Origin of the sequence: Virgibacillus proomii, assembly GCF_018916875.1 — a bacterium.
GTDB classification, from domain to species: Bacteria; Bacillota; Bacilli; order Bacillales; family Amphibacillaceae; genus Virgibacillus; species Virgibacillus proomii_B.
The window spans coordinates 717,838-731,736 of the sequence record NZ_JAHLNO010000019.1; the positions used below are offsets into that span (position 1 = coordinate 717,838).

Consider the following 13,899-nt stretch of genomic DNA (forward strand, 5'->3'; position numbering starts at 1 on the left):
AGATCCAGGCGGATCAGCAGAAGCTACGATAGCTTTTATCGGGAAATTTTTTAAAAAATGTACGAAATGTTTCTGTTGATATAGATGAAATTGCTAGCATTTTTTAATCAAACATTTGCAAAGGATCATCTTTATGCAAGGATAGCTCCTACTCCTGTTCCTAATTATCCGCCTGACCTTTGGCTATTAGGCACAAGTGAAAAAAGTGCTAAGTTAGCCGCTGAAAAAGATATGTCCTATGTGTTTGGGCATTTTATGACAGAGAAGGATGGTCCATCGATTGTTAAATAGTATAGAAAACAGGCAAATGGAAAAGTCATCGTTCTGGTATCAGTGATATGTTCAAAAACTTATGAACAGGCAAAAAAACTTGCGGAAATGGCTTTATTTGAAAATGTAGATTTGGAAAAAGGGAGAAGCATTTATACCCCGTAGCCGCACAGAGAACTATGGAATCCAATGTTTCTAATAAAGATGAAGCGTTACCCGAAAAACTAAAAACTCAATTTGTTTTTGGTAATCCATTACAAGTATATGAGCAACTGGAGGCGTAACAAGCAATATATCAAGCAGATAAAATCATGATTCTTACAAATATACCTGATTATGAGATTAGAAGAAATTCTTATCAATTAATTGCTTAAACATGTCTTTAATTTACTGTTCAGGTTGGGAGAGATATAAATGCAAAATTGGGTAACATCGATGATGGAAGAACTGGGTTATATTGGGGTGTTTCTAATGATGGCTTTAGAGAATGTATTCCCCCCGATCCCTTCAGAAATTGTTCTACCCTTTGGAGGTTTTCTAACGACAACTACGAATATAACAGTACTTGGCGTGATTGCCGCAGCAACGGTAGGATCTGTGCTTGGTGCAATTATTTTATTTGGGATTGGTTTACTTCTTGATGTAGAACAATTAGAAAAAATTATTGATCGTTATGGTCATATATTGCGTATAAAAAAACAAGATATTAAAAGAGCGGATGCTTGGTTTGACAAGTATGGTTATTGGACGGTATTTATTTGTCGATTGGTTCCTTTAGTAAGAAGTTTGATCTCGATTCCAGCGGGGATGTCGAACATGAATTTTGTCATGTTCTTATTATTTACTGTTGCAGGTACCTTATTTTGGAACACAATACTTATTTTAATTGGCGTTCAACTTGGAGAATCATGGACTGATATTTTGAAATTCATGGATTTATATTCAACCGTCGTTTATATTGGTTTAGGAATGGGGATTGTACTTATTGTATATCTATTTATCAAACGAAGAAAGCAGCATTAATTTGCTGCTTTCAACTTGTAGAGAAGCCCCATGGTTTTTCTATTAGCTTTTGTGAAAGTAGCTTCATCCAGCTTAAGTGTTCAAGCTGTAGTAAACTTCGATCTTCTTCCCACGATAATCCATTGGCTTCTCCCGTCGCCATGGTTCCATTATCTCATGCAAGGCGCAGTAAGCTTCACTTTACAGTATGTAATGTGGTTTCTTTCTCTTAAGTTTTATTGGGCCTCTTCCTTTATTGTACGGAAATCTCCTGCTATAAAAAAACAATTCGATTTTTCATTATAAGGATAAGCAGTCTAAACTCATGGATCCGTTATGACTAAATATTACTCATTTCTTTTTGTCCCAAATATCAACTCTCTACATCTTAAGTACTAGAGTGAAATATGGCTGCAGTTCATTACCGAAAAACAGAATGAACTGTATGATAGAAGTAAGCTAAAGGAAGGAGGAAACGCAATTGAAAAAGTTTCTACTATTTCTGGCAGGATTAACAGCTTTGATTATATTATTAGCCAATTTAGGTCCAATGGTATTTTTTGTTCTTGGAATTTGGCTGCTTTACATGATCTTTAAACAGTTTATGAAAAGCGATTCAATAGCTGGTAAGATTGGTTGGGTAATTTTAGGGCTTATTGTGCTAAGCTTCACTATTTCAAATGTGTTTGCCTTAATGGGCGTTGTGGCGTTGTTAGCACTGTATCTTATTTATAAAAACTGGAAAAAAACAGATAATGACCCTGTTGTTCAACATATTGATGATGATGACCCATTCACAAATTTTGAGCGTCAATGGGCAGAATTTAATAATCGATAAGGAGAGATCAAAATGACAAATATATTTACCCGAATAAAAGAATCCATTGTAAGTGATCTTCACTATGCACTAGATCAAAAAGAACAAAAAAATCCAATCGCTGCATTAAATCATTATCTTAGGCAGAGTGAACAGGAAAAAGAAAAAGTTCGTCAACTCGTAGAACGCCAATATAAACTAAAAGACGAATTTTTTAAAGAATACCAGTTAGCAAAGAATTTAGCAGAAAAGCGAATGAAACAAGCGGAGATTGCCGAACAAGCAGGAGAAGAACAGCTGCATGAATTCGCTCTGAGAGAACATCAGGAATATATAGCACGTACAGAGCGTATGAAAGTTTCTTATGATGAAGCAGCTGAAGCACTAGAGGTATTGGAACAAAAATATGAAAATATGAAGCATAAGTTAAAGGACATGCATTTACGTAGAATGGAATTAATGGGACGTGAAAATGTAGCACGTGCCAATCATCAGATTAATCGTGTAATTGATGAAACATCAGATAAACCGTTTTCTAAATTTACTGAAATGGAAAGGTATATTGAGGGCCTGGAATATAGAGTAAATAATTCCTATTACCGCAGTACCTTTGATCATAAAATTGCTAAGCTGGAGAAAAAGATGAATGCAAAGGAACAGTCTTAAAGACCACATTATGTCTAAAGGGACAGCTAAATAAGGTTAGCAGCTTAAACAGATTTTAAGAAAAAGGCTGAAATAGTTCTATGCATAGCCTGTTTTTCCAGCGCTTCTTAGAAAAATAAAAACATGGTATACTATACAGGCGCAGTCATTTGCGCTTGTTTTTGTTTCTACTATAGGAAAGTATAAAAATTTTATGGTTTATAGTATAAGAAAAACTACAGCTTTCGCTAAAGACTTGGCGATAAGCCAAGTTTTTCTAAAAATTTCAAGTATCAGGCTATTACTTTATAGTATATGTAAAGATAAACAAACGATTAGCAGAAAAATTTAGTATGTAGAGAGTTTTTTCCAGCACAGCATGGCAGAAAAAATCGATCAGGTCTAAACCTTGTACTTCTTTGTTTAACCACAAACCTTACAAGTGTTGATTTACAGATCAATTTTATCCCACATCTAACTGGCAGTAAGACCTCCACCTCGGGGAGTAAGAGGAATCAAGAAGTCTAGGCGGAGAAAACTTGCAATAAATGTCCGATCGGTTCAAGGGCCTTTAGGTCATACCTTTAAGGTACTAACCATGTGTGGGGGATGAAAGAAAACCCCCACTCATGGAAGTTTCACTTTATACATACTCGATTTAAAGGGGGTTACTTCATGTTTAAACAACTATCAACAGATACTTTAAATTGGATATTTATCGTTGGAGTAATCCTCTTTATTATTGAGCTTACATTTTTTCAAGGTGGCATGATCATTCCTGCATTATTTTTTACATTGCTTATTTATATAGGGCGACAGCGATTTTCGAGGCTTTGGGGTAAGCTAGCATTTTGGGGGGGGATCGTTGGCGTCGTTTTTTCTGTTTTGAATATGCTGGCAGTTCGTTTTTTGGTGATTGCGGCAATTGTTATATTTATTATTAATTACTCCAAATCAAAAAAAGAAGCAAAATGGATAAAGCCGGAATTATCGGGATTTCGAGAAGAAAAAGAGGAACTAGTCAGCAAACGACCATTGTTTTACCATCGATTGTTTGCTGATCAGCGTACAGATGAAATAGCTTATGAGTGGCGTGATATTAATATACACGGAGCATTTGGCGATCGGGTGATTGACCTTAGCAATACAGTTTTACCAAATGATACAGCTGTTATATCGATTCGGCATCTCGTTGGTAATATCGAGATTTATGTTCCTTATGAAGTAGAAATTAGTATTCAGCATAGCTCAATTATTGGTCGGGCTTTAATCCTCGGAGAATATCATGATAAGCTAATTAATCAAACACTACTTTATCAAACAGAAGGCTATGATCAAACATATCCACGTGTAAAAATCATCACCTCACTAGCATCTGGAGATATTGAGGTGAAGCGAATATGAATGGGTTTTTACGCTATGTTTTTACTGCGATTATGTATAGTGTTGTCTTAACTGTTATTATTGCTGGTTTTACGTTTGTAGCCTTTATCGATGACTGGACAATAATCATTGAAAAGAAGATGGAGGATTTTCCGTTTTTATTGATCCTGTTTGCTATTCCAATCGTTGCTGGCGGAGTAGCAGGGATCGTAATTGGTTTTTACTGGAAGCAACGAGTACATTATGTGGAAAAGCAAATGGAAGAAATAATTAAAGGCCAAAAGCTAAGTTTTGAACTAGAAACGCCGAAGGACTTAGAGTCAATTCAGCGGTATTTGGAACAAATCCAAAATAAAATCCGTATTCAGACTGAACATGCCCAACGTCTGGCAACAGAGAGGGCTGAAGAAAGAGAGAAAAGTCTTCAAGAAATTGTCGTTCAAGAGAGAAACAGATTAGCTAGGGAGTTGCATGATTCAGTAAGTCAACAGTTATTTGCAGCTTCCATGATGATGTCGACGATTACGGAAACAAATCCGCCAAAAAATGAAACAATGAAAAAACAACTGCTTATGGTGGAAAAAATGATCCAGCAATCTCAATTGGAAATGCGTGCATTGCTTTTACATTTACGACCTGTAGCACTAAAAGGCAAGTCTTTGCAAGAGGGAACAAAAGAGTTATTGCTTGAATTAACACAAAAAGTACCAATGAAAATTGATTGGAATATTGAAGCCTTTTCTGTAGATAAAGGAGTAGAAGATCAGCTGTTTCGAATTTTGCAAGAAGCATTATCGAATACGCTTCGTCATGCGAAAGCTAACGCTTTGCATGTTATACTCGTAGAAAGGGATGGAAATATTATTCTCCGGGCGACTGATGATGGCATTGGGTTTGACATGGAGAAGTTGAAGACAGGATCTTACGGGCTGCAAAACATGCGGGAACGTGCGTATGAAATTGGTGGAAGCTATAAAGTAGTAAGCCTCCCAAAGCAAGGTACACGCATTGAGGTAAAGGTACCAAACTTGGGAAGAGAGGAGAACAAAAATGATTAATGTATTATTTGCTGATGATCATGAAATGGTGCGGATTGGAGTTACTTCATATTTATCTGCTCAACCCGATATTCATGTAATAGCTGAGGCTGATGATGGGGAAGAAGCTGTAAAGCTTGCTTTGGAGTTGAAGCCAGATATAATACTAATGGATCTCGTTATGAAAGAAATGGATGGTATTGAGGCAACTAGATTAATTATGGAACAATGGCCGGAAGCAAAAATTATAATTGTGACAAGTTTTTTGGATGATGAAAAAGTTTATCCTGCTCTAGAAGCTGGAGCAACCAGCTATATGTTAAAAACGTCCAAAGCGGAGGAAATAGCTAAAGCGATTCGTGCTACTTATGAAGGACAAACAGTTTTAGAGCCGGAAGTAACTGGTAAACTGATGAATCGGATGCGTTCCCCTCAGGAACAATTACATGAACGGTTAACAGAGCGAGAAAAAGAAGTATTATTATTACTGGCACAAGGGAAAACAAATCAAGAAATTGCTGATCAATTATTTATTTCTTTAAAGACTGTGAAAGTTCATGTTAGTAATTTACTGGCAAAATTAGAGGTGCAGGATCGTACACAAGCAGTTATTTATGCTTTTAGACACCACTTAGTCGACTGAGAACGAAGGGGACGTAACAGCAAAAAAACGAGACATTAACCGCGCTCGTTTTTTATAATTTCATTTCTGGAACTTTGATTTTTATAAAACAACAAAAGATGTTAGGCTGTTCGTTCGCTTCCTTGTAGCAGTAGGAAACTAAAGATCACTTTAATAGTAAAATTACGAAGATTGTTTTAACAGACGTTCTGTCAATTGACAAATAGAGATTAATTCATAGGTAATGATCAGTTCAGGTGGAAAATTAGCTGTATCTGCATCAGGTTTCCGACTGGCAATACCATTTTCTCGCCAGTACATTTCTCTCAGTTTACTTACATATTCTTGATCCATCACCGTTTGATTATGTAATGAATCGATAAGCTCATCCGTTACCTGCCGAATAACTTCTTTTTCTTTTTCCTCCCACATATTGTCATGAAGTGTAGTATTAATAATGTTATCAATGTGATAATGAATAAATCGTAAACAAATAAGCTGTTTTTCGACACTTTGAAAAAATTTCTTTTCATTATCTGTTAACGGATGATATTTTGCTTCATCTTTTTGAAAACGGATTAGTGTTTCTGTTTGTTGTATCTTTTTATACACTTTGTTTGTCGGTTGTAGGTGCAATGAATAAACTAGAGGATCATCCGCCGTTACAGAATAGAATACATTTTTAATCATTTTCCCTAACCGTTTACGAATCGCCATCATGTTCTCAGATATATTTTCCGTATAATCAGGTGGCAGGACAAACATATTTACCATTGTAGAAACAACCAAACCAATTGTAGTAGTTCCTAAGCGAATGAAAAATGAAATAAAATAATTGCTATGAATAACTTCAATCATTGCGACTGCTGTAAGTGTTGCCACTAATAGACCAGCATGTAATTTAAGGCGAAAACAAGTCACTATCGTCAATGTAGCAGCAAGAGCGTAGGTGATTGGTGAATTGCCAAATAAGTAAATAAAAAATACCGAGTATGCAGCACCGATTACTGAAGCAGGAAAACGAATGAAACCTTTCCGAATAGAATCAGAAACGGTCGGTTCAATCGTTACGATTGCAGTTATAACAGCAAAGACTGCCGGAGCCTTTAACATATCGCATATCCATGCTGTTAAAAATACAGCAACCCCAGTTTTAACAACTCTACTCCCTACAAAATACGAACGTTTCAATCAAGTTCAGCTCCTAGATGTCATATCCTTTAATTATGTTATTCTTCATCTATTCTCCGCTAACTTTAAAAAATTTTCAACTAACTTGAAAAAAAGGGTTGCAATTTTAGTCATAATAACATAAACTGTATTATAACAAAAAAATAATTGGAAAACTGTTATATAAAAGGAGGGGTGGAAATGGAAATGACAAAGGATGTGATTATATGTCCTGACTGTGGTAAGGAGATGGATGGGAAAAGTATGATTCAAGAATGTGATTATTGTCTTTCAAAGAAGCAAGATTAATTTTTTGACATCATTGTTATATAACAATGACAAATGTGTTATAACAAGGGTGCTTTAGCAAAGGTGAAATTCACACAAACTAATAGGGGGATAAACATGACAAATCAACGTGTAGCAGATTTAAAAGAAGCTTGGGAAAAAGATCAACGCTGGGTAGGGGTAGAACGACCGTATCGTGCAGAAGATGTCGTTCGATTAAGAGGATCGATGAATATTACTTACACACTGGCGGAAAAAGGGGCAGAAAAATTATGGAATCTTTTAAACACGGAAGACTATATTCATGCACTTGGAGCATTAACAGGTAATCAGGCTGTTCAACAAGTTAAGGCAGGCTTGAAGGCCATATACCTCAGTGGTTGGCAAGTTGCGGCTGATGCAAATTTGGCCGGACAAATGTATCCTGACCAGAGCCTGTATCCGGTAAATAGTGTGCCAAATGTAGTCAAACGCATTAACCAAGCTCTACAAAGAGCGGATCAGATCCATCATTCGGAAGGAAATAATGAAATAGATTGGTTCGCACCAATTGTAGCAGATGCTGAAGCTGGCTTTGGCGGACAGCTGAATGTTTTTGAATTAATGAAAGCAATGATTGAAGCAGGAGCGTCTGGTGTACATTTTGAGGATCAATTGTCTTCGGAAAAGAAATGTGGGCATTTAGGTGGAAAAGTTCTACTTCCTACGCAAACAGCTGTGCGCAATTTAATAGCTGCTCGTTTAGCGGCTGATGTCATGGGTACACCTACAGTTATTATTGCAAGAACGGATGCTAATGCTGCTGATTTAATAACTAGTGATATCGATGAAGAAGATGCACCATTTATTACAGGAGAGCGTACAACCGAAGGGTTCTTTAAGACAAAAGCTGGAATCGATCAGGCAATTGCCCGAGGTCTAGCGTACGCACCATATGCAGACTTAATTTGGTGTGAGACTGCAGAGCCTAACTATGAAGAAGCAAAGAAGTTTGCTGAGGCAATTCATGCAAAATATCCAAACAAATTATTAGCTTACAACTGTTCACCATCATTTAATTGGAAGAGAAAACTAACTGATGACGAAATTGCAAGTTTCCAAGAAAGAATAGCTAAACTGGGCTATAAATTCCAATTCGTTACATTAGCAGGCTTCCATGCGTTGAATTACAGCATGTTTGAGCTGGCAAGAAATTACAAAGATGAGGGTATGAAGGCTTATTCTGAATTACAACAAGCAGAATTTGCTATGGAAGAATACGGGTATACTGCTACGAGACATCAAAGAGAAGTTGGAACGGGATATTTTGATGAGGTAGCACAAGTAATTTCTGGAGGAGCACTTTCAACAGCTGCCTTAAAAGGATCGACAGAAGAAGAACAATTTACGTCATAATAAATGATTAATGAAGTAGGGAATCTACTTTAACTTGTATTGATAGAATTTTATAAGTATTAAAAAACTGAAATCCTTGTAGAATTTTCGATATATTTTTATAAATTCAGGAAAAAAGAAGTGTTCATTTATTAGCGAATGAACGCTTCTTTTTAAGGTTTAAAGAGGATTATGTCTTTTTTGAAATATAATTGTAACATTACTATAATACGCCTGCAATTTTTTATTGATATAATACGAATTGCCTAAGAAGATACATAATAATTATAATATAAAACTAGCCACGATAGAATGAAACGAAAATACATATAAAACATGGCGTGGTAGAATATTGAAAAAGTGGGGGAGTATGTTGAAAAAGTCAATCGTAACTGTAGCAACGATAACAGTTGTTGGTTTTAGCAGTGCTTTTTTCCATTCACAAGTACAAGCAGAACCAGTAAGCAACGTAAAGAGTCATACTGAAATTCAAAATGATCGTGAAGCAATTAAAGCTAATCTATCAGACGCAGAAGCAAAAATTGCAGATGTTTTAATAGACCTAGAAGACTTAAATAAAGAAATTAATCAAGTAAATAAAGCGATGAAAGAAAATAATAAGCAAATGAAAAAAGCAAAAAGTGACATTGCTAAAAAACAGCAAGAAAAGGAAAAGCTCGAAGCAGAAATTAAGAAGCTGGAAGAAGCAATTGAAAAGCGTTACAACAAGCTTAAAGAACGCGCCGTATCTTACCAAGAAAGCGGTGGAGATATCAGCTTCCTTGAAGTAGTCTTAGGTTCCAAAAACTTTGGAGAATTCATTAATCGTGTATCTGCCGTAAACAAAATAACAGATGCAGATGTTAGTTTAATGGAACAACAAGAAAAAGATAAAAAAGAAGTAGAGAAAAAGGAAGAAAAGGTACAAGCTGGTTTAAAAGAATTACAAGCATTGGAAACAGAATTAAAAGGTATGCAAGACACAATTGCTCAACAAAAACAAGAAAATGATAAGAAAAAAGAAAAGTTACAAACTAAAAAAGACGAACTTATGTCTCTAAAAGAAGAACTAAAGGTTAAAGACAGCAACTTGGCGGCACTAGAAGCCGAAGTAAGACAAAACATTGCAGCTAATATTGATGATACTGATGCTTCAGATAATGCAGCTACTACAGCTGCTGCTGAGCAATCAACACCAGCAGCTGAGCAATCAACACCAGCTGCTTCCGTAAATAACAATTCCAACGGTGGGGATTTGCAGACAGTAGCCAGCAAACAAAGCAATAACCAAAGCAGCAAACAACGCTATTCTTCAAAGCCTAAATCATCTGGCGGTGGCGGTTTAAGCGCAGTGCTTAACGCTGGTTATCCATACCTAGGTGTACCGTATGTTTGGGGAGGAAAAACTCCAAGCGGCTTTGACTGTTCCGGATTTGTATCTTGGGCCTATGCTCAAGGCGGGTATTCGATTCCATCAAGTACAAGTGCGTTAGCAGGAGTAGGAACGAAAGTAGAATATAGCGAAATTCAACCGGGAGATCTTGTTTTCTTTGATACTTACAAGAAAAATGGACATGTAGCTATTTACATCGGCGGTGGCAAGTTTATCGGTTCACAAAGTACACCAGGTTTATCTGTAGAATCAATGTCTAATACTTATTGGAATAATGCCTTTAAAGGACATGTTCGTCGTGTAAGATAAAACTAACAGAAGAGAAGCCATTCTTTTATAAAATGTACCCTATAAAGGACATTTTAATAAAGGAATGGCTTTTTTTAATTGTCTAGGAAATTATATCGGTTTCAGCATTGTGGATATCTTTTTGAACGTAGCTCTATCTAGTTTAAGCGCTCAAGTTACAGTAACATCGAATAAGTTAACATTGACTCGAATCTAAAGGAAGGCCGACTAAAAGCGGACTTGCCGTAAAGCGTCGGCATACCCCTGTTTTAGAGGCATGTTTCCTTTTATCTCGAATGTAGGAGAAGTATTTCTCACATTTTAAAAAGTTGTTTATGATGTTACGAACAGGATGAGAAAAACGGGCCCCTAAATCCTCGATTTGTTTGGATCGAAAGCACAGGAAAAGACTGCGACAGCGATTTATCGCGATTTTTCAAGGACAGAGTATGCTTCGATAGCACTACACCGAGATTTTTCAAGGATAAGGAAAGCTTCTTGAATAAACATTCCCACGCAGAAAAAGTGCTTTCCAGGATAGAGCACACTCGACAGCAATACACCACGCGAGAAAAAGTGTTTTTCTTTTTCAAGAACTTCGAGATTATGTTCTATTTCTTATCAGTAGGGGATAAAGGAACTGCTATAGATCACGTAGGGGCATGTCTAGTAATAGCAGCTACTACAGTTTATTATTTTAAGCGCATTTATTCCCATTTAAAATTTTATATTCTAGTAGTGTTATTTAGGAAAAAACGATCAAATGCCGTATAATCCAGATTTATAAGATATGAAAGAATTCGATAGTTACATATATAATAACCAACCATATAAGAAATGGAGTTTTTGAGGGATGAGTTTAATCTTAGTCAATTCGAGCTTACAAAGTAAATGTCCGTGCAAACAAAGGATAATCATTGTTAAATTTACCTCTTATGCATACATACCACCAGCTGGGCTTGTCGCTAGTTACATTTTCTAGTTATATGGATATAACTTTGCAAGAGCGATATATTAAGTAAACTATACGATGGAATCTCTAATCCATTAACTTAAATATTTTTATTAATGGAAAATATTCCGTCTTTTTCGTTATAATGGTAACAGTACATGTGCAATTTGATGAAAGGGGAGATAAAGTGAAGATTCAAGATTACCGAAAACCGAATTATCTAATTGATCCAATATATATACGAAGGTGGTCTCCAAGAGCGTTTTTATCAAGGGATATTACCAAAGATGACCTGAATAGTTTATTTGAAGCAGCTAGATGGGCACCGTCTGCAGCAAATATACAGCCATGGCGTTTTATTGTGGCTAAGCACGATGCTGATAAAAAGAAATTTTTATCATTTATTGATGAGTCTAACGTGATTTGGTGCAAGCATGCACCTGTATTGGTAGCTATCGTTTCTAAAACAGATAGGAACCGTCCTGGCAGTAAGAACCCGACTCATGCCTTTGATACGGGAGCTGCTTGGGGATTTTTGGCATTAGAGGCAGCGCGAAAGGGAATTTTAACACATGCGATGGGGGGATTTGATCGGGCAAAAGCAAAACAAGTATTAGAGATTCCAGACAATTATGCTATTCATGCTATCGTTGCCATTGGATATCAAGGGGATAAGCAAACTCTTCCAGAAAATTTACAGCAGCGGGAAATACCATCTACTAGGAAAAATATCGAGGAATTTGTTTTTGAAGGTAGTTTTGAAAACCCGTAAATATGGTTACTTATTTTTGGTATAATTCAACTAAAAGCAAGGATATATCAAATAAAAGATGACACGTCATCATGTATCATCTTTTTTTATGCACATGTACGTTGGGTTATTTGTAGTAATCCATGTTTAACATTTTAAGCAAAGGGTATAAATTAAAAAAACTTCTCCTCTCCTCCTTATTTACATTTAAGAAAGGATATGTTATGAAGCCTAACAATTCGTTTAATAACCCTGTATTTTATGTTTCAGCTTGTTTTGTGTTACTACTCGTAGTTATAGGAGCAATCATGCCAGTTAAATTTGGTAAGGTAGCCGAAAAATTATTTAACTTTACAACAATCAATTTTGGATGGTTTTATTTATTATCCGTAGTTATCTTTATCATATTTTTAATCGTACTTTCCTTGAGTAAATACGGAAAAATGAAATTAGGAGCAGCTGATTCGAAACCAGAGTACTCTTTTTTCACTTGGATCGGCATGCTGTTTTCAACTGGTTTTGGCGCTGGATTAGTTTTTTGGGGAGTAGCGGAGCCAATGAGTCATTTTTTTAAAACCCCTTTCCCTGAATTAGAAGCGATGACGGAAGAATCTGCAAGAGTAGCAATGGGATATGCTTTTTTTCACTGGGGAATTAGTCAGTGGTCTGTATTTGCTGTTGTGGGTTTAGTAATAGCGTATCTACAGTTTAAGAAAAAACGGAGAGGATTAATTTCAACATCTATCCAGCCTATTATTGGAAGAAATAAAGTAGTTGCAGGTACAGTTGATTCATTAGCGGTTGTTGCAACAGTAATGGGAGTTGCAACATCATTAGGTTTAGGTATATTGCAAATGAACGGCGGATTAAAATCAGTCTTTAATGTACCTTCATCTATTTGGGTGCAAATGATTATTGCTGGAATAATGTTAATTACGTATTTAATTTCTTCCAGTACTGGGTTGGATAGAGGAATTAAATGGTTAAGTAATATTAATCTTGGATTATGCCTATTGTTGCTTGTTTTTGTCTTTTTAGCAGGACCTACCGTATTTATCTTAAATATATTTGTTTTAGGATTAGGAGATTATTTTTCTAATTTTATTCAATATAGTCTTCGGCTTACTCCGTATACGGGGGACACGTGGGTAAGGGAATGGACCATATTCTATTGGGCATGGTCTACCGCTTGGTCTCCGTTTGTTGGTGCATTTGTAGCCCGGGTATCAAGGGGACGGAGCATTAGACAATATGTAATCGGTGTGTTAGTAGTGTCTCCAGCAATTGCTTGTGTGTGGATTGCCGCTTTTGGGGGAACTGCAGTATTTAATGATTTAATGAATGGTACATCGATAGCAGAGGCTGTGAATGCGGACATTGCCGTAGCACTATTTGAAACGTATCAGCATTTGCCAATGACCACCATTCTTTCTATACTCTCTATATTTCTAATATTTACTTTTATTGTCACTTCTGCAGATTCTGCGACGTATATTTTAGGTTCAATGACATCAAGAGGTAGTTTAAATCCGGCATTAGTTACGAAAATAGTTTGGGGACTTCTAATCACAGCAATTGCTGTTGTACTTCTTTTAGCAGGTGGGCTAGAAGCACTACAAACTGCTTCATTAATATCAGCATTGCCATTTACTGTTATATTATTAATAATGGTAGTTTCCTTCACCAAAATGATTAGTCAGGATTTTAAGAAAGATAAACAAAGAGAAGATGTTGATTAAAAGAAAAAAGCAGCACTGCTATGCAGGTTTTTTGTTTACCGCAGCACTGTATGTTGCTTGAAAACTTTATTGCAAGAATAAAAGATCCTTGAAAAAAGGAATCCTTACCAGTTTAAATAAAAAGGTTAATAAATGCTTATACTTATTAAATAACAATTGATGCTAGTT

General features: G+C 36.1%; 12 protein-coding genes. 11 read left to right on the forward strand and 1 reads right to left on the reverse strand.

Annotation, left to right across the window (positions count from 1 at the left end):
- The first annotated feature begins 84 nt into the window (after window positions 1-84).
- The 7 genes from KQI21_RS10610 to KQI21_RS10640 all read left to right on the forward strand — a co-directional run bounded on the left by KQI21_RS10610 (window position 85) and on the right by KQI21_RS10640 (window position 5,797).
- Window positions 85-291 (forward strand): hypothetical protein, encoded by a 207-nt coding sequence (locus tag KQI21_RS10610; protein ID WP_216484142.1) that lies wholly within the window; start codon window positions 85-87, stop codon window positions 289-291.
- 393 nt (window positions 292-684) lie between these two features.
- On the forward strand, window positions 685-1,293 hold the full coding sequence (locus KQI21_RS10615; RefSeq protein WP_216484143.1) for a DedA family protein: 609 nt from the start codon (window positions 685-687) through the stop codon (window positions 1,291-1,293).
- A 460-nt stretch (window positions 1,294-1,753) separates the two neighbouring features.
- Window positions 1,754-2,110 carry a lmo0954 family membrane protein gene (locus tag KQI21_RS10620; protein ID WP_216484144.1) on the forward strand — a complete coding sequence of 119 codons (357 nt, stop codon included), beginning with the start codon at window positions 1,754-1,756 and terminating at the stop codon, window positions 2,108-2,110.
- A gap of 12 nt (window positions 2,111-2,122) precedes the next feature.
- A complete protein-coding gene (locus KQI21_RS10625) occupies window positions 2,123-2,755 on the forward strand; it encodes a PspA/IM30 family protein (RefSeq protein ID WP_216484145.1) in 633 nt (210 codons plus the stop codon).
- 654 nt (window positions 2,756-3,409) lie between these two features.
- Window positions 3,410-4,138, forward strand: a complete 729-nt coding sequence (liaF, locus tag KQI21_RS10630) for a cell wall-active antibiotics response protein LiaF (protein ID WP_216484146.1) — start codon at window positions 3,410-3,412, stop codon at window positions 4,136-4,138.
- Window positions 4,135-5,175, forward strand: coding sequence for a sensor histidine kinase (locus KQI21_RS10635; RefSeq protein WP_216484147.1), 1,041 nt, complete (start codon window positions 4,135-4,137; stop codon window positions 5,173-5,175). The genes liaF and KQI21_RS10635 overlap by 4 nt, the downstream gene beginning before the upstream one ends.
- Window positions 5,168-5,797, forward strand: a complete 630-nt coding sequence (locus tag KQI21_RS10640; RefSeq protein ID WP_216484148.1) for a response regulator — start codon at window positions 5,168-5,170, stop codon at window positions 5,795-5,797. Before KQI21_RS10635 ends, KQI21_RS10640 begins: the two co-directional genes overlap by 8 nt.
- A gap of 162 nt (window positions 5,798-5,959) precedes the next feature.
- On the opposite strand, the gene KQI21_RS10645 is transcribed toward KQI21_RS10640, so the two are convergent.
- Entirely contained in the window at window positions 5,960-6,967 is a 1,008-nt protein-coding gene (locus KQI21_RS10645; protein ID WP_216484149.1) for an aromatic acid exporter family protein, read from the reverse strand.
- Between the two features lie 384 nt (window positions 6,968-7,351).
- Here KQI21_RS10645 and aceA point away from each other — a divergent pair, with 384 nt between their 5' ends.
- The 4 genes from aceA to KQI21_RS10665 all read left to right on the forward strand — a co-directional run bounded on the left by aceA (window position 7,352) and on the right by KQI21_RS10665 (window position 13,731).
- Complete coding sequence (aceA, locus tag KQI21_RS10650) at window positions 7,352-8,629, forward strand: isocitrate lyase (RefSeq protein ID WP_216484150.1); 1,278 nt, start codon at window positions 7,352-7,354, stop codon at window positions 8,627-8,629.
- Window positions 8,630-8,978: 349 nt separating this feature from the next.
- Window positions 8,979-10,310 (forward strand): C40 family peptidase, encoded by a 1,332-nt coding sequence (locus KQI21_RS10655; protein ID WP_216484151.1) that lies wholly within the window; start codon window positions 8,979-8,981, stop codon window positions 10,308-10,310.
- Between the two features lie 1,076 nt (window positions 10,311-11,386).
- Entirely contained in the window at window positions 11,387-12,013 is a 627-nt protein-coding gene (locus KQI21_RS10660; RefSeq protein WP_216484152.1) for a nitroreductase family protein, read from the forward strand.
- A 203-nt stretch (window positions 12,014-12,216) separates the two neighbouring features.
- On the forward strand, window positions 12,217-13,731 hold the full coding sequence (locus KQI21_RS10665; protein ID WP_216484153.1) for a BCCT family transporter: 1,515 nt from the start codon (window positions 12,217-12,219) through the stop codon (window positions 13,729-13,731).
- The last annotated feature ends 168 nt before the right edge of the window (window positions 13,732-13,899 follow it).